This is a genomic window from Veillonella magna, assembly GCF_959600285.1.
Lineage (GTDB): Bacteria > Bacillota > Negativicutes > Veillonellales > Veillonellaceae > Veillonella_A > Veillonella_A magna.
Window position 1 is genome coordinate 111,417 of sequence record NZ_CAUGKU010000006.1, and the last position, 16,469, is coordinate 127,885.

General features: G+C 46.2%; 16 protein-coding genes and 1 other RNA gene. 14 read left to right on the top strand and 3 right to left on the bottom strand.

The window, feature by feature from the left end:
• The first annotated feature begins 49 nt into the window (after positions 1-49).
• From rnr to nrdG, 9 genes are all read left to right on the top strand, one after another.
• Complete coding sequence (rnr, locus tag Q5873_RS04970) at positions 50-2,368, top strand: ribonuclease R (RefSeq protein WP_303059621.1); 2,319 nt, start codon at positions 50-52, stop codon at positions 2,366-2,368.
• 76 nt (positions 2,369-2,444) lie between these two features.
• On the top strand, positions 2,445-2,921 hold the full coding sequence (gene smpB / locus Q5873_RS04975; RefSeq protein WP_028255676.1) for an SsrA-binding protein SmpB: 477 nt from the start codon (positions 2,445-2,447) through the stop codon (positions 2,919-2,921).
• A gap of 69 nt (positions 2,922-2,990) precedes the next feature.
• Positions 2,991-3,334, top strand: a transfer-messenger RNA (tmRNA) gene (ssrA, locus tag Q5873_RS04980).
• A 427-nt stretch (positions 3,335-3,761) separates the two neighbouring features.
• Entirely contained in the window at positions 3,762-4,433 is a 672-nt protein-coding gene (locus Q5873_RS04985; RefSeq protein ID WP_303059597.1) for a hotdog family protein, read from the top strand.
• Between the two features lie 54 nt (positions 4,434-4,487).
• Positions 4,488-5,003 carry a biotin transporter BioY gene (locus Q5873_RS04990; RefSeq protein WP_303059599.1) on the top strand — a complete coding sequence of 172 codons (516 nt, stop codon included), beginning with the start codon at positions 4,488-4,490 and terminating at the stop codon, positions 5,001-5,003.
• A gap of 35 nt (positions 5,004-5,038) precedes the next feature.
• On the top strand, positions 5,039-6,235 hold the full coding sequence (locus tag Q5873_RS04995) for an acetyl-CoA C-acyltransferase (RefSeq protein ID WP_303059601.1): 1,197 nt from the start codon (positions 5,039-5,041) through the stop codon (positions 6,233-6,235).
• A gap of 10 nt (positions 6,236-6,245) precedes the next feature.
• The gene (locus Q5873_RS05000) at positions 6,246-7,736 is read left to right on the top strand and encodes an AMP-binding protein (protein WP_303059602.1); all 1,491 of its coding nucleotides are present in this window, start codon (positions 6,246-6,248) and stop codon (positions 7,734-7,736) included.
• A 326-nt stretch (positions 7,737-8,062) separates the two neighbouring features.
• Positions 8,063-10,213 (top strand): anaerobic ribonucleoside-triphosphate reductase, encoded by a 2,151-nt coding sequence (nrdD, locus tag Q5873_RS05005; RefSeq protein WP_288759323.1) that lies wholly within the window; start codon positions 8,063-8,065, stop codon positions 10,211-10,213.
• 109 nt (positions 10,214-10,322) lie between these two features.
• Positions 10,323-10,820, top strand: a complete 498-nt coding sequence (gene nrdG / locus Q5873_RS05010) for an anaerobic ribonucleoside-triphosphate reductase activating protein (RefSeq protein ID WP_303059605.1) — start codon at positions 10,323-10,325, stop codon at positions 10,818-10,820.
• A 194-nt stretch (positions 10,821-11,014) separates the two neighbouring features.
• Here nrdG and Q5873_RS05015 read toward each other — a convergent pair whose 3' ends face one another.
• Positions 11,015-11,560 (bottom strand): gamma carbonic anhydrase family protein, encoded by a 546-nt coding sequence (locus tag Q5873_RS05015; protein ID WP_303059606.1) that lies wholly within the window; start codon positions 11,558-11,560, stop codon positions 11,015-11,017.
• A gap of 15 nt (positions 11,561-11,575) precedes the next feature.
• Positions 11,576-12,517: a nitronate monooxygenase gene (locus Q5873_RS05020; protein WP_303059608.1), complete on the bottom strand. Its 942-nt coding sequence runs from the start codon at positions 12,515-12,517 to the stop codon at positions 11,576-11,578.
• A gap of 283 nt (positions 12,518-12,800) precedes the next feature.
• Here Q5873_RS05020 and Q5873_RS05025 point away from each other — a divergent pair, with 283 nt between their 5' ends.
• The 5 genes from Q5873_RS05025 to rpmF all read left to right on the top strand — a co-directional run bounded on the left by Q5873_RS05025 (position 12,801) and on the right by rpmF (position 15,302).
• The gene (locus Q5873_RS05025) at positions 12,801-13,355 is read left to right on the top strand and encodes a LemA family protein (protein ID WP_028255685.1); all 555 of its coding nucleotides are present in this window, start codon (positions 12,801-12,803) and stop codon (positions 13,353-13,355) included.
• A gap of 9 nt (positions 13,356-13,364) precedes the next feature.
• Positions 13,365-14,147, top strand: coding sequence for a TPM domain-containing protein (locus Q5873_RS05030; RefSeq protein ID WP_303059610.1), 783 nt, complete (start codon positions 13,365-13,367; stop codon positions 14,145-14,147).
• Between the two features lie 109 nt (positions 14,148-14,256).
• Positions 14,257-14,391: a rubredoxin gene (locus tag Q5873_RS05035; RefSeq protein ID WP_028255687.1), complete on the top strand. Its 135-nt coding sequence runs from the start codon at positions 14,257-14,259 to the stop codon at positions 14,389-14,391.
• A gap of 177 nt (positions 14,392-14,568) precedes the next feature.
• Positions 14,569-15,084 (top strand): YceD family protein, encoded by a 516-nt coding sequence (locus Q5873_RS05040; protein WP_205087344.1) that lies wholly within the window; start codon positions 14,569-14,571, stop codon positions 15,082-15,084.
• Positions 15,085-15,119: 35 nt separating this feature from the next.
• The gene (rpmF, locus tag Q5873_RS05045) at positions 15,120-15,302 is read left to right on the top strand and encodes a 50S ribosomal protein L32 (RefSeq protein WP_028255689.1); all 183 of its coding nucleotides are present in this window, start codon (positions 15,120-15,122) and stop codon (positions 15,300-15,302) included.
• 186 nt (positions 15,303-15,488) lie between these two features.
• On the opposite strand, the gene Q5873_RS05050 is transcribed toward rpmF, so the two are convergent.
• On the bottom strand, positions 15,489-16,022 hold the full coding sequence (locus Q5873_RS05050) for a DUF2726 domain-containing protein (RefSeq protein WP_303059612.1): 534 nt from the start codon (positions 16,020-16,022) through the stop codon (positions 15,489-15,491).
• Positions 16,023-16,469 lie beyond the last annotated feature (447 nt).

Below are 16,469 nucleotides of genomic sequence, written 5' to 3' on the forward strand. Positions count from 1 at the left end.
ATAGAAAGCGAGACGACAGTATATGCGAGAGGCAATAGACAGACAAGAAATAAAAGAGCAGTTGCTCACTTTTTATAAAGACATTGCACCGGAAGCCTATCATGTGGAGGATGCAGCGTATATGCTGGGCATGAAAAGCGCCGATGAGGTAGCGGCCTTTATGGATGCCGTGGATGAAGCAAAGCGGGACGGGCTATTGATGACAAAGGACGGAGAGTATTATAGGTATGCGCCGGCAGTGGCCAAAGGAATGATGGCAGAAGGAATTTATAAAAGCTATCGCAAGAGCTTTGGCTTTGTGGTAGGTCCCAATTTGGAAGAGGATATTCATATTTCCGAAGAACATCGTCACGGAGCTATGCAGAACGACAAGGTGCGAGTGCGGATTATCGGAGCCGAGAAGGGACGACGCCGAGAAGGTGAAATCGTAGCGATTATCGAACGAGCCAATACGATTATTGTTGGTACTTACGATCGCCAGAAAAAATTTGGCTTTGTGAAACCTGACGATGAACGGATTACCGAGGATATTTATATCAGCCTGGATCATGCGCTGGATGCACGTAGCGGTGCTAAAGTGGCGGTGGAAATTATTAAATGGCCGGAAGGCAATGAATTGCCGGAAGGACGTATTACTGCCGTACTCGGCTATGAAGGTGACAAGGGTCTTGACATTAATTGCATTATGGCACAGCATAAGATCCCCTTTGCTTTCCCCGAAGATGTACTGAAGGAAACGGAGTCTATCAGCATGACCGTTCTGCCCGAAAAGGGTCGATTGGATTTACGGAACGAACCGATGGTTACCATTGACGGCGAAGATGCGAAAGACTTGGATGATGCGGTCAGTGTTAAGCGCTTGCCTAACGGACATTGGCAGCTGGGTGTTCACATTGCGGATGTAAGCAACTATGTGGTGGCGAATACGGCGATCGATCGCGAAGCGTACAGCCGTGGCACCAGTGTGTACCTGGTTGACCGTGTAGTACCGATGTTACCGACGATTTTATCCAACGGAATTTGTAGTTTAAATGCCGGTGAAGACCGTTATGCCATGAGTTGCATTATGGAAATCGATGACGATGGTACTGTGGTGGAATCAACTATCAGTCCTTCGGTTATTCGGGTTGACCGACGCTGTAGCTATCGCGAAATTTACCAAGCCTTGGAAGAAGACATTATTCCGGACACCTTAGTCCCGCTGATGCCGATGGTAAAAGAGCTGCGGAACGTGGCCGAAACATTGATGGCCATGCGTCATCGGCGCGGTGCTATCAATTTTGAGTTCCCGGAATTTAAAATTATCCTCGACGGTGACGGTACGCCACTGCGCATCGTTAAACGGGAACGGACGATTGCGGAAAAAATCATCGAAGAATGTATGCTGATTGCCAACGAAACGGTAGCTTGTTATCTGCGCGATCATGCACCGGCCTCGGTGTATCGTATTCACGAAACGCCGAATGCGGAAAAACTGGCAGCGCTGCAAAACGTACTGCAGTATTTGGGACGTAACGAACGCTTTACCGAGGATGTGACGCCTAAGGATGTACAGAAATTTTTGGAAAGCGTCAGCGGTGAAGATATTGAGCAGGTCGCCCAGGTCATGACACTTCGCTCCATGCAGCAGGCGCGTTACTCTGCCAACAATGCGGGACATTTCGGTTTGGCATCGGAATGTTATACGCATTTTACATCGCCGATTCGCCGTTACCCTGATTTGATGGTGCACCGTTTGCTGAAAAAAACGATGCATTGGCATGACGGCTACAGCAAGCGCGATGACGATATAGCGTATTTGGCAGAAGCAGCCGAACACTGCTCCATGCAGGAACAGGTAGCGGTGGAAGCCGAACGCGATACGGATGATTTGAAAAAAGTACAATATATGGAACGCTATGTCGGTGAGGTATTTACAGGACGGATTAATTCCATTACCGGATTTGGGATGTTCGTCGAATTGGAGAATGGCATTGACGGATTGGTACACGTATCCATGATGGAAGATGACCACTACTTCTTTGATGAAGATCATTTCCTATTGGTAGGACGTCGCACGGGCAAACAATATCACCTGGGACAGGAAGTAACGGTTACGCTGATTAAGGCAGACACGGAACGACGCCAAATTGATTTTGTCCTCGGCGAAGTAGAAAACTTAGCCGCCTTGCAACGACGTTGGCTGGATAAAAGTATGAAGCGCGACAGTCAGGCCGGTCGTAAGAAAGGTGATGCCAGATCATCTGCCGGGGGTAGGAGCAAAGCTAAGAAGAGTCGCAACGGTAAATCCGGCAGCGGGAAAGGAAAAAAGAAAAAGGCCCATGCATCGCGTAAGCGCAATCGCAGTAAAGGAAAACATAGAAAATAGTTGAAAGCATAAAAAGAATTGAATGCATGAAAAAGGAATAAAAATATAGAAAAGAATTGAAACAGGAGGGATACCATTGGCAAAGACAAAGAAGGACAGTACCAGCTTAATTGCGGATAATCGCAAGGCACGCCATGATTATCATATTCATGAAACCTATGAAGCCGGCATTGCCCTAACCGGGACAGAGGTAAAATCGATTCGCCAAGGTCGACTCAATTTGAAGGACAGCTTTTGCGGTATTGAAAATGGAGAGCTCTTTCTCTATCAGGCACACATTAGCCATTACGAACAGGGCAATCAATTCAATCATGAACCGGAACGGACGCGTAAGCTGTTAATGCATAAGGCGGAAATTCATAAATTGTTGGGGCAGGTCAAAGAGAAGGGCTTCTCTTTAGTGCCGTTGAATTTTCACTATAGTCATGGCCTGATTAAAGTTACCGTAGGTCTTGTGACAGGGAAAAAGAATTATGATAAGCGACAGGATATGGCGGAACGAGATGCGAAGCGTGATATTCAGCGGCGCATGAAAGAACAAGATCGCTATTAATTAAAATAATTGACAAGCTAATGAGGTATTGCGTATAATAAAGTTTGCACATGATATGTGCGTACTCGCGGGGACGTAATGGTTTCGACAGGGATGCGTGTATCATGGATAGCGAGCCGGCGTTCCATTAGGCCGTTAAACGGTGGAACCTTTAAATTAAACGCAAAAGAAAACTTTGCATTAGCTGCATAAGCTACGTCTTACCTCTCTTCGCCCGTGAGAGGGGATAAGGCGTCAAACTACGGGCTGGTTTAACTTACTTGCTCAAATAAGTTAAATAAGATTCCTTGAGCTGGGACAGTGTAGTTTGTCGTTGTACAATAGCTGTCTGAGATTTAAAACAGCGACTGCGCTCGGAGAAGTCCTTGGGGCACCGTTTTTGGACAGGGGTTCGATTCCCCTCGTCTCCACCACATGCTTGGTCGGTTTTGCGAAATGTGTTAATCATGGAGAAATATCGGCCAAATACATTCCATTATACTGTGAGAGGTAGCATTTAATATTAAATTTTTCAATTACCTCAATTTTTTTCCCCCTCGCTATCCTCTCAGCAAAACAAGCCACTATGTAAGTAGTGGCTTGTTTTGTTATATACTAGCATTTTATGAAGAAGGTTGCGTTTGCATTATTGTGGTGACTCTGCTTTTTTTATTGAAAGTAATGTAGCAATAATTGAAAGAATTGGATAACACAGTGATGTGTTGTGTAAAGAGAGCATATATGAAGAGAGCATATATGAATGACCACATCTTTGTTAACTTTGTCATATTACCTAGTTGACTAACATATATATATCTTCTATAATCGATACGTAGAAATCAAAATTGAGGAGGGACAGCGGTGTATACATTGTTTCGTGCTATGACGGCAGCGGATATACCGAAGGACGTTGTTATTGCTTCTTTGGCATGGCGGCAACACAATCCATCTCGTGCCGGAGTCTATGACAAAAGTCCGGAAACGAAGGTGCGTTGTCGTGGAAATCGCTACCGTTTCTTTGCTGTCGATGATGAGGGAAGCTTGGAGGCTGTCTTAGTGCCCTATGATTCTTCCCGCACGATTCTTCCGACGAGTACTGCCGATGTGACAAGCGTAGGCGATACCGAGCAGTTGATACGCTGGCGTTCCTTTTCGCCAACGGTGGTACATGCGTTTACCGAAGCGGTAGGCGACGCCAATCCCATTCACCGAGACGACTGCTGTATTGTGCCGGGGTGCTTATTGCTGGCTGCTTTTTACGAAGACTGGCCATCGGTGATACAAAGGAACAATGAAAAAGGATTGCTCTCGGAGAGTACGACAGTTGACAGTGAGGCAGTTAGTGGTGAGCTTGTTGGCAGTCACACAGAAATGCCAACAACAGAGAATGTCATCAAGGAAATTCGTATCCGTTTTCGCAATCCCGTGTATGCGGATACTCCATTGTTTCTCCGAAGTGAGGGACCCACAGACTATACGGTGATTACTGCAGATGGACTGCGGCTGTTTGAGGTGGTTACTGTATCGGCATAGCATACGGTTCTTGACGTAGCAATTAAAAATAAATGAAGAAGGAAGTAGAGTTAGATGAGTGATGTTCGTAAATTGACAAAGATGGCGCTTTTGGTAGCGTTAATGTGTATTTCAGCGTATATTTCCTTTCCCTTGCCCTTTACACCGGCGATGGTTACGGCGTTAACATTGGTTATGTGCTTGGTAGCCTTTATGCTGCCGCCGAAGGAAGCTTTCATTGTACTTTGTGTCTATGTGTTACTGGGCGCAGTAGGCTTACCGGTATATGTAGGCGGTACAGGCGGGCTGGGCAAGCTGTTCGGACCGACCGGTGGTTTTATCTGGGGCTGGCCGGTAGCGTATACATTGTTGAGTATTTGCAAAGGCAAGACTGTATCCTTTTGGAGTTATGCATGGCGTGCCTGCATCATTACGATTCCCATTACCTACGCGTTTGGTATTGCCGGCGGTATGATTGTAACAGACATCGGATTTAATGCGGCTTTGGCCGGTTATGCATTGCCTTTTATTCCCGGGGATGTTTTTAAATGCTTGGTGGCTTCGTGGTTAGCCACAAAAATTAGATTATAAACAGAATGTAATACATCGCAAGAGGAGGAAGAGTTGTGAGTAACGGTAACGAGACTTCTTGTCGCGACGTATATATCATGGGCGGCCTTAGGTCGCCCATTGGTGTATATAGAGGACAATATAAAACGACACCGCCGGAAGTATTGGGCGCGGCAGTGATTGATGCATTGCTGGAGCGCACCGGTTATACGACGGTGGATCGTGTTTATTGCGGCAATGCCGTAGCCGGCGGAGGAAATATAGGGCGTCTTACTGCATTGCTTTCATCATTGCCGGAAACAGTACCGGCAGTAACGGTGGATATGCAATGCGCTTCGGCCGGCGGTGCCTTGGAATGGGCGTACAGCGGTATACGAGCCGGGTTGTACGATACCGTTTTGGCCGGTGGGACTGAAAGTAGTTCGCTACAACCGCTGCGCACCTATGGGGACGATGATTATCGGGAAGGATCGTACCGCGTGGCACAGTTTTCGCCGCACGAGCGAGATGAGCTGGCGATGCTCAAAGGGGCGGAGCGTACTATGCAGAAATATCAGGTAAGGGCTGATGAATTGACGCCGTGGATATTGCGCAGTCATCAGCGTGCCGTGCTGGCCGAGAAAGAAGGCTATCTACAATCATACAAACTTGACGGCGAAGACATGGAACGGCGCATAGCGCTCGTAAGTGAATCCTACGGTATACCGCAGCCGATACTAACACATGCGCCGGTGGATGAATGCATTCGGCCGCGTATGTCGGAGCGTTTGTTACAACGAATGCCGTCTCTTTTGGGACCGAATACGCTGACTACGGCGGGGAATGCTTGCCTTACGCATGATGGAGCGGCCTTTCTTTTACTGGGGACACAGCCCTCAAGATATCGGATAGCAGCGGTTACAGCATGGGCAGGCAATCCTTTGTACAGTCCGGAAGGTGCTATGGAAGCAACGAAACAATTGTTGACGCAAATGGGACTGACCATGGCGGCGATAGATGCAGTGGAATGGAACGAAGCCTTTGCAGTGATTGATGTATTGTTCGGTCGACGGTACGAGGCATATACGGAACGCTATAACCGTTGCGGCGGAGCGCTGGCGTACGGGCATCCGTACGGTGCATCGGGAGCGATTATTGTACTTCATCTCATGGCATCGTTGGAATGCTGCGGCGGACGTTACGGATTGGCAGCCATTGCCGGTGCCGGCGGTGTAGGGACGGCAATGCTTATCGAACGGATGATAACAAAGTGAGGAAATTAATATGGATGATTATAATCGGACCGGACAAAGTGAGATGACGTATTCCCCGGGGCGGAATAGAGTGACCTCGTTATATGCGATGATGCTTGCATGGCAAAAGGCGGAGCCGAACAAACCTTGTTTGTGTATCGATGATGCGGTATATACTTATGATGTGTTTATGCGAGATGTGCAGGCGGAAAAAGAAAAGTTGGAAACGTATGCGCAAACACAGCCGCCAGTCATATACCGAAATTCCGTGTACGACCAGTTGACGGCGTGGGTAGCTGCCATAGGAGCAGGTCTACAGCCTATCATCGGTCATCCGGACAGTGATGATATCGTTCGAAAGGCACTGGAGGAACGATTGAAAGAACCTAGCGCTTGTTGCGACAGGGCTGACTTCGGCGTGCTTTCGTCAGGATCAACGGGGGTACCGAAAATCTTGTGGCGACGTACCGCTTCGTGGGCCGATTTCTTTCCCGTACAAAATGAAATATTTGAAGTAACTAAGGATACACGTTTGTTTTTACATGGCAGTATGAGCTTTACCGGTAACTTAAATGCTTTGTTGGCCGTATGGTATGCCGGCGGTACGGTGGTAACCTCTGCCTATTTGCGTCCGCGGTCGTGGCTGAAAGTGATGGCGCGGTATGCAATTACGCACATCTACTTATTGCCTACCAAATTACGTTTGCTTATGGAGGTAATACCTATAGGCAAGAAGAATACGATGGACACTGCTGAAGCAGATAGCACTGCAGAAGTAGATAGCCCTGCTGAGATAGATAGCACTGATGAAGTAAAACAAAGGACAGCACCGGCAGCAGCAAAACAAAGGATAGCATCGGCAGCAGTAAAACAAGGGACAGCACCGACATTGTCTTCCTTGCGGATGATCTTTGCCGGTTCGCAAATGTTGGATACAAAGCTGATGCATCACTTGCAAAGGACTTGGCCGCAGGCGTGGTTTATTCTTTATTACGGTGCCAGCGAACTGAATTATGTTACGTACTGCACCGCCGAGGAGTGGCTGCTGGAGCCGAATACGGTGGGCAGGCCTTTCCCGGGAGTGACGGTTACGGTTGATGAGGATCACATGATTTACGTTACCTCCCCATATACGATTGAAGGCGTAGCTTGTCCGTTCTCCGTCGGTGATAAGGGATGGTTCAGTTCGTCGGGACGACTTATGTTCGAAGGGCGAGGCGGTGCCGTTATTAACCGAGGCGGTTATAAACTATCTGTGCCGCCGTTGGAAAAAAAGATTCAGGAACTGGATGGTGTGGCAGAGGCAGTTGTTATAGGACAACCGGATGCGTTGCGCGGTGAAGAACCGGTAGCCTTCATTCAATGCGAACCGGGATATACGGAAACGATGATAAAAAAAGCTATGACGAAGGTGTTATCTGTGCAAGAAATGCCGCATCGCATCATAGGTGTAGAGGAAATACCGCTTACGGCGGGATCGAAAATAGATAAGCGACAGCTCTTAAGGTTATTGGAGACATAACCATGGCCGGTATGAACCCTATCATTTGTTTTGATGAATAGAAAATAAATTCATAAGCGAGGTAATTAAATTACACGAAACGTGTAATTTTGAAGTAATTATATTGCTTGGTACGCGAATTTAATCACAATATATAGTAGGCTATGTTTGGTAACTGTAAAATAAAATAGGAAATACACGGGGATTGGCATGCGATAAAATGTCAATCCCCTATATGTATGTATGGTCTAATCAATAGATGATATGGTATTATATATTGTGTTGAACAAAGGGGTAACACAATATATAGTGTAAAGATGAGGTAGATTTGGTATTTGGAGGAAGCTATGTTACAGGTTATTAAACGAGACGGACACAAGGTGCCTTTTGATAAATCAAAAATTGTAATCGCCATCGAAAAAGCAATGAACAGCAGTACCGGTTTATATGAAGAAGGCTTGGCGGATCGTATTGCCAATGAAATCGAAGGCTATGCATCCAAGCTGCATAAGGACATGACTATTTATGCCATCGAAGATCAAGTGTATTACAAATTGGTAGAATATAATAATCCGGCAACGGCAAGAGCCTATGAAAACTACAAGGCAGTACAGGCCTTTAAACGTCGCGAGAATACGACGGACAAAGATGTGTTTGGCTTATTGGATCGCAGTAACGTAGCGGTGTTGGACGAAAACTCCAATAAGGATGCGGCCATCGTTTCCACGCAGCGCGATTTGATTGCCGGTGAAGTCAGCAAGGATATTGCACGCCGTAAATTGATTCCCGCTGATATTGTACAAGCGCATGACAGCGGTGCTATCCATTTCCACGATATGGACTATATTATTCAGCCGATGTTTAACTGTTGCTTAATCAATTTGAAGGACATGCTTACGAACGGAACCGTTATCAACGGCAAACGCATTGATACGCCGAAGTCCTTCCAAGTAGCTTGTACCGTAACGACGCAGATTATTGCGCAGGTGGCATCCGGTCAGTACGGCGGTCAAAGCATTAATGGCATCGATCGCATTTTGGCACCGTTCGTGCGTAAATCCTATGAAAAGATTCTCAACAATGTCATTGAAGAACAAGTAGAGATTTATGGGATGGAACCGAATATGGAAAAGGCGCGCGAAATCGCCTGGAAGCGTACGCGCAAGGAAGTAAAGGATGGTATCCAAACCATTCAGTACCAAATTAATACATTGATGACAACCAACGGGCAAGCACCGTTTGTTACATTGTTTATGCATTTTGATCCGAACAGCGAATATGCGAAGGAAGCTGCTTTAATCGATGAAGAAATTTTGAAACAACGTATTCAAGGCGTGAAGAATGAAGCGAATGTATATATTACACCGGCGTTCCCGAAATTGATTTACGTATTGGACGAACACAATATCTATCCGGACAGCCCGTACTACTATTTGACGGAACTCGCGGCTAAGTGTACGGCGAAACGGATGTACCCGGATTATATTTCGGCGAAGAAGATGAAAGAAATTTACGAAGGCAATGTATTCAGTCCTATGGGATGCCGTTCCTTCCTGTCGCCGTGGAAAAATGAAAAGGGCGAGTACGTCTTTGACGGTCGCTTTAACATGGGCGTAGTCAGCATTAACTTGCCGCAAATTGGTATCTTGGCACGCGGTGATGAAGATAAATTTTTTGAAATTTTGGACAAGCGCTTGAAGCTGGTAGAAAAGGCATTGCTGCTTCGTTACGAACTATTGAAAAACGTAACCAGCGATGTATCGCCGATTCACTGGCAGTACGGGGCTATTGCTCGTCTTAAAAAGGGCGAGTCCATTGCCAAATTCCTAAAGGGCGGCTATGCTACGATTTCTATGGGGTATATCGGGATTTACGAAGCAACACGCCTTATCACGGGGCAGTCCAACACGGAACCGGACGGTCGTCGCTTTGCCATGAAAATTATGGATCGCTTGAACGCGGCGATTAAAGAATGGCGCGCTAAGCACAATATGGGCTTTGCTCTTTACGGTACACCGGCAGAAAGTCTGACCAATCGCTTCTCTTCTATTGATCGAGCCCGCTTCGGAGAAATTCCGGATATTACGGACAAAGGGTATTACACGAACAGCTATCATGTTAACGTACGGGAAGAAATCAACGTCTTCGATAAATTCAAGTACGAAGCGGAATTCCAGAAGAAATCTACCGGCGGTTGTATTTCCTATGCGGAAATTCCGAATATGACAAATAACATTCCCGCCGTGTTAACCATGATTCGCTACATTTACGACAATATTTCTTACGCAGAATTTAATACGAAATCCGATTACTGTCATGTGTGCGGCTTTGACGGTGAAATCAAAGTTAACGATGACAATCAGTGGGAATGCCCGCGTTGCCATAATACCGATCGTGACAAGCTGACGGTAATTCGTCGTACCTGCGGGTATCTGGGAGAAAATTTCTGGAATGAAGGGCGTACGAAGGAAATCAAGGATCGCGTGCTACACATATAAGAAGGTAAACTCAATAGAAACGATGCAAATAAAATAGGAAACTATGAATAAAATATAAATGTGAATAAAATATAAAAAACGCAAACGAAATATAAAAGGATGCGATGGTATGAATTACGGGCAAATTCGAAAATATGATATAGCCAACGGCGATGGTATTCGTACGACAGTATTTGTCACCGGCTGTACACATAAATGTTTTAACTGTTTTAATGAAGAATATCAGGATCCTACGGCCGGCACACCTTGGACGGAGAAGGAAACAAAGGAAGTACTGGGTTACGTACAGGATCCGAACGTGGCGGGGCTGACACTTCTCGGGGGAGAACCCTTTCAGAATGTAGACGGCTTACTGCCGCTGGTACAAGCGGTGCGCAAGATAGCACCGGAAAAAAATATATGGACTTACTCCGGCTATACCTTTGAAGAGATTATGGCTTGCCCCAATAAGAAAGCGCTGTTAGAGCAATGCGATATTCTCGTCGATGGTCGTTATGTGGATGCGCTGCGGGATCCGGCATTGCGATTTCGCGGCAGCAGTAATCAGCGGATACTGGACGTGAAGGCATCGCTCCTGGCCGGTGCGCCTATCATTGCCATGGAATAACAACAAGAAAAGGAATGCATGAAAAGGGCTGTAACGAATGAATTATCTCATTTCGTTACAGCCCTTTTGTTGTAGTGGCGTAATATATAATTACTTTTATATGATGTTAACTCTTATACGATGTTTGTACTGCCGTACATGTATATAATGTTAGCACTGCCATACACGTATACGCTGTTGGCATCGTCATAGAATTATACGATTTTAGCGCCGTTGTACACTTCGCCGCCGGCATCGGGGAGAAGACCGTATTCCTTTGTCCATAATGTTTTATACTTAATAGCCTGGTTGTGAATGCGTTCCAACTGACTTTCATCGGTGCGAATGACTTTACCCGGTAAGCCGACTACGAGAGAGTAGGGAGGAATGGTAGTTCCTTCCAACACAACGGCACCGGCAGCAATGATGGAACCTCTACCGATATGGCAGCCGCTGAGAATGATGGCACCCATGCCGACTAATACATGATCCTCTAAGGTAGATGCATGAACAATCGCATTGTGACCGATGGTAACATAATCGCCGAGAATGCAAGCTTTGTCATCATCAACATGGAGAACGGAATTGTCCTGCACATTGGTATAGCGACCGATTACGATTTTATTTACGTCGCCGCGCATGGCACAATTTTGCCAAACGGAGGCGTATTCCTTTAACTCTACATCGCCGGCGAGCTCTGCACCGGGCATAACACAACTTTTAGGATCCAGCTTAGGATATTTACCTTTGAACGGTAACATAATAACATCTCCTTCTTAAATAAAACGCTGGGCGCGTTTGATGGCTTCCTTGGCTTCGGCAACAACGGATTCCACAATGGCCTTGGCCGGTTCGATTTTAGTAAGACGGTTTAAGCTTTGACCGCACTGAACGGCACCGTTTACAATATCGCCGTCAACCGCAGCCAGACGGTTCGTGCCTACGGACATAGCCGTCAATTCTTCCTTCGGCGTGCAGCTGAATTCGGCAGCCAAATATTTAGCGGTGAATTCGTTTTTCAAAGAACGAACGCCGCCGTGACCGCTGGTAAGACCGGTTACGGCAGAATCCGTATCGGTAGCGGCGATAATGGCTTCTTTACAATTCGGATGCATCTGGCACTCTTCGGCTAAGATAAAGCGAGAACCCATCTGTACCCCTTCGGCACCCATGGTAAGGGCAGCGGCCAATGCACGGCCGTCAGCAATACCGCCGGCGATGATTACCGGAATATCTACTTCGGGCAATACGTTTTCCATAAGAGCCATCGTCGTCTGTGTGCCGATGTGACCGCCTGCTTCCTGCCCTTCGATGATAATGGCATCTGCGCCGGCTCCGGCTACGCGTTTAGCTAACTTTACGCTGGGCACAACAGGAATCACCTTAATACCGGCTGCGTGTAACGGTTCGATGTAAGGCACCGGATTACCGGCTCCCAAGGTGACAAAGGCAGGCTTTTCTTCTACCAACACCTGTAAAAGCTCATCAATATTTTTTGCCATGAGCATTAAGTTAACACCGAACGGCTTATCCGTCAACGCCTTTGCCTGACGAATTTCATTGCGTACCCAATCAGCATCGCGTCCGCCGGAAGCGATAACACCCGTAGCACCGGCGTTAGCCACGGCAGCCGCTAATTTGTGCTCCGAAGTCCATGCCATAGCACCCTGGATGATAGGATATGTAATGCCTAACAATTCTGTTAATCGTGTATTCATGTAAACCTCCTATACGTAACATATATACCGTAAATTTAAGAATCATTTTCTTTTATTGCTCGCAAGTCCTATTATATAGTAAAATGGTAGAAAAATACAGAGGGAGGGGGTAAATGACGAAAAATTTTTAAATATGATATAATACAAGTATGCAGTAAGTAAGTAATTTGCAAGGGGCAATGACTGAACAATAAAAGTTATAAGCCCGGCATGTGATACACAGTGTATCCTGCGAAGATAATGATGCGAGATACTGTGATAACGAAAGGAGCGTTTGACACGTATGAAAAAAGTATGGATTGGGGTGGTCGTTGTCATCATAGCCCTGATAGCTTGGCTGGTCAGCGGCTATAACGGATTGGTTCAAATGGATGAACAAGTGAACGGACAATGGTCACAGGTAGAAACACAGCTACAACGGCGTAACGATTTAATTCCTAATTTAGTCAACACCGTAAAGGGCTATGCATCTCATGAACAAGAAGCCATCAAGGCCGTAGCCGATGCGCGTGCTCGTTTGGGTGGGGCTAAATCCGTAAAAGAAGCATCGGAAGCCAATGATCAGATGACCGGTGCTCTCAGCCGTTTGCTGATGGTAGCGGAAAACTATCCGAATCTGAAGGCGGATGCCAACTTCCGTGCCCTTCAGGACGAATTGGCCGGTACGGAAAACAGAATTGCCGTAGCTCGTCGCGACTATAACCAGAGCGTGCAGGCCTTTAACGCCAAAGTGCGTACCTTCCCAACCAGTGTGTATGCCGGTATGTTTGGTTTCAGTGCTAAGGATTATTTCGAAGCCTCCAAGGAAGCACAGCAGGTTCCGAAGGTATCCTTCTAAGGGTAGCCTATGAAATGGAAACGATATGTAGGTGGAATTCTACTGGCCTTCGTCGTCCTGCTTGGTGTGATGCAAACGGCGTTGGCCGTGGACATTCCGCAAAAGCCACAACCCGGTGTCTATGTGGTAGATACGGCAGGTATCCTGTCGCCGCAGGCGGAGGCAGAGATGAATAGGTTGGCCCGCGAAGTAGATGAAAAGACAACGGCTCAACTGGCCGTACTGACAGTGAAGAGTCTTGACGGAGAAGCACCGGATGATTATGCGCTGGCTGTGCTGCGCGGTTGGGGCATAGGTCAAAAGAAGGAAAACAATGGTATGCTACTCCTCGTTTCCACCGAAGATAAGCGTGTGCGCATCGAAGTGGGATACGGACTAGAAGGCATTATTAACGATGCCAAAGCAGGGCAACTTCTCGATACCTATGCATTGCCGTACTTTAAAGCAGGACAGATGCAGACGGGTATAGTGAAAACCTTTACGGCTATGGCGATAGTGACGGCAAAGGGATACAATGTCACCTTAACCGGCGATGCCAAGAGTCAATCGACAAAGGCAGCGGCTAATCAAGACAACGATAGCTCGTGGCCGTGGTGGCAAAAGCTGTTGGTCGGTGCCTTGGTTATCGGATTCTTCGCGGTGGACATCCTTTTCTTCGGCGGACAGATGACAATGATGATAATCATTCTGTTATCGAGAGGTCGCGGCGGAGGAGGCGGTGGCTTCGGCGGAGGCCGTGGCGGTTTTGGCGGTGGTTCCGGCGGTGGTGGCGGAGCCGGTCGAGGCTGGTAAGAATGATGAAGAAAAAAATAAGAAAAAGATATTGATAAATGTCGATATCCGTGATAGACTAAGAATGTAGATTAAGTGTCTATATTGTGATCGAAAGGAGGCGCAAGTGATGGATAAATACGTATGCGTTGTTTGTGGCTGGATTTATGATGAAGCTGTTGAAGGCGTTAAATTCGAAGATCAGCCGGACGATTATGTTTGCCCGGTTTGCGGTGTAGGCAAAGATCAGTTCGAAAAAATGTAATAAACGAATTGGTAATAAGTAGCGGCTCTCCTTTGGGAGGGCCGTTTTAACACATAGGAGTATGTCTGTGACTGGTGTTACGCTGTGTCATAGCTTAATAGCCTCGTTGGCCTTAGGCGAAATAGAATTTGACAAAGACCGGTGTGGTAGCTATAATAGTATAGTCGAGGTAGAATTATGAAACTGCAAGTAGAGCAAGCAAAAGAACATATAGGAAAACCGTTTCCTTATACATGTACGGAACCGGCCACCGTGCTTGGTGACGTAACTGCTTTTCCTTGGAGCCGTCATGATATAACCATTAGTGGTGAGTTTCGATATGATGGGCAGAATTACATTGTAGAAGGGACCGTTCGTACCGAAGGCGAGTACGAATGCACGCGGTGCTTGACTCCGCTTACACATGTGCAGGTGACTCCGTTCAAAGAAACCTTTGGTGTTTTGAAAGAATGGCAGAATGCGGAGGATGCGGAAATAATTCCCTTTGATGGTGAAACCATCGATGTAACGGACCTCATTCGGGAAACATTAATCATCAATGAACCCTCTCAAGTGTTATGTCAGGATGATTGCAAAGGATTGTGCGTTCATTGCGGAGCAAATTTAAATGTTTCACCTTGTTCTTGTGAATCCTTTGTGGTGGATCCTCGATTGGCGGTGCTTCGCACACTGCTCGATAAAGATGATGATTAATTAATCCTAGTGATTATGTTAAGGAGGTGCAGATAATGGCAGTACCAAAGCGTAGATTGTCCAAATGCCGTCGTGACCGTCGTCGTGCAAATTGGAAATTAACTGTTCCCGGCTATGTAGCTTGTCCGCAGTGCCACGAACCTATGATGCCTCATCGGGTTTGCCCTACATGCGGCTATTACAAAGGAACTCAGGTTATCAACAAAGTAGCTGAATAATAAATGATCCCAAGGAAGTGCCTTGGGATTTTTTATTGCCTGTAATGATGCTAGTCGTAAGAGTAATCGCCACCGAATTAATCTGTATGGCGGTGACGGATTGGCTATAAGCAGATGTGGTAGATGTACCACGAGTACGTGTGGTAGCGATTAATACATGAGCGATGAATTAAAAGACAAATAAGATTATTCGAAATATTGATCTAAGAAGCGGTACACTCTTTCTTTCGAGAGGGGTGTACCGTTTTTGTGTGTATAGCGAAAAATATCATAGCCCAGCTCGGTAAGAAATCGGTCGCGCTCTTTGTCAAGGCGGCGTTGGGCTTTTGTATGATGTGAGTCCCCATCGAGTTCGATAATACATTCCACACTGCCGGTGGGGCGAAGGATAACAAAGTCCAATCGCATGCGATCGATTTTATATTTAAGACGACGAAATACTTCCGTGTCGGGACGGGCTTTCGGCTGAGCCAAGCAGATAAGTGGAACTTGAGAGAGGATGATGGTATCGTCACCAAAATAGTGACGAAGCAATATATAAAAATCGCGTTCCATCTTTGTCAACGGGTATACACCATTTCGCGTATACCACTTGGCGTTAATTTCCTTGCGACGGGAACCGAAGATACGCCGTGCCATGAGGGCGATGATGAGTATGGCAACACCGAGGGCGAGCCATTCGATAGTAGTATATAAAGACGGTGTGGACACTATAGGCATACGAGGCACCCTTTCTTACAATATCAATAGGGAGATGATAGATAATAATAGACACAATAATATAAATAATATAATAGATAAATAATATATAAATAATATATAAATAAGTAGTAATAGATAAATACTAATAGATAGATGATGAGATGGCAATGGGAGTATGCTGGTAAATGGATACCAATAGATGGATACCAACAGATGGATACCAACAGATGGATAACAACGGCTATTATTATATACCGAGAACGCTAATTTCATCTACTCTATATATCTGTGATGTGCCATAATGAGTTGTCATACATGACGATTGTTGTAAATGAAATAGGCATTCCTCTTCGACATAAATTTAGTTATAAATGTACAATGGGGGGACGACGTGATATAATTGAAACAAAATTTGAGGCTTCGGGCATGATTGTGGGTAAGTAGCCTCTGCCTCGCCCACTGTTT

Excerpts from the sequence above, each read along its gene's own strand:
- Q5873_RS04990 (WP_303059599.1), top strand. The coding sequence starts at position 4,488 with ATGAGTGATGTTCGTAAATTGACAAAGATGGCGCTTTTGGTAGCGTTA.
- Q5873_RS05000 (WP_303059602.1), top strand. The coding sequence starts at position 6,246 with ATGGATGATTATAATCGGACCGGACAAAGTGAGATGACGTATTCCCCG.
- nrdD (WP_288759323.1), top strand. The coding sequence starts at position 8,063 with ATGTTACAGGTTATTAAACGAGACGGACACAAGGTGCCTTTTGATAAA.
- nrdG (WP_303059605.1), top strand. The coding sequence starts at position 10,323 with ATGAATTACGGGCAAATTCGAAAATATGATATAGCCAACGGCGATGGT.
- Q5873_RS05015 (WP_303059606.1), bottom strand. The coding sequence starts at position 11,560 with ATGTTACCGTTCAAAGGTAAATATCCTAAGCTGGATCCTAAAAGTTGT.
- Q5873_RS05020 (WP_303059608.1), bottom strand. The coding sequence starts at position 12,517 with ATGAATACACGATTAACAGAATTGTTAGGCATTACATATCCTATCATC.
- Q5873_RS05025 (WP_028255685.1), top strand. The coding sequence starts at position 12,801 with ATGAAAAAAGTATGGATTGGGGTGGTCGTTGTCATCATAGCCCTGATA.
- Q5873_RS05030 (WP_303059610.1), top strand. The coding sequence starts at position 13,365 with ATGAAATGGAAACGATATGTAGGTGGAATTCTACTGGCCTTCGTCGTC.
- Q5873_RS05035 (WP_028255687.1), top strand. The coding sequence starts at position 14,257 with ATGGATAAATACGTATGCGTTGTTTGTGGCTGGATTTATGATGAAGCT.
- Q5873_RS05040 (WP_205087344.1), top strand. The coding sequence starts at position 14,569 with ATGAAACTGCAAGTAGAGCAAGCAAAAGAACATATAGGAAAACCGTTT.
- rpmF (WP_028255689.1), top strand. The coding sequence starts at position 15,120 with ATGGCAGTACCAAAGCGTAGATTGTCCAAATGCCGTCGTGACCGTCGT.
- Q5873_RS05050 (WP_303059612.1), bottom strand. The coding sequence starts at position 16,022 with ATGCCTATAGTGTCCACACCGTCTTTATATACTACTATCGAATGGCTC.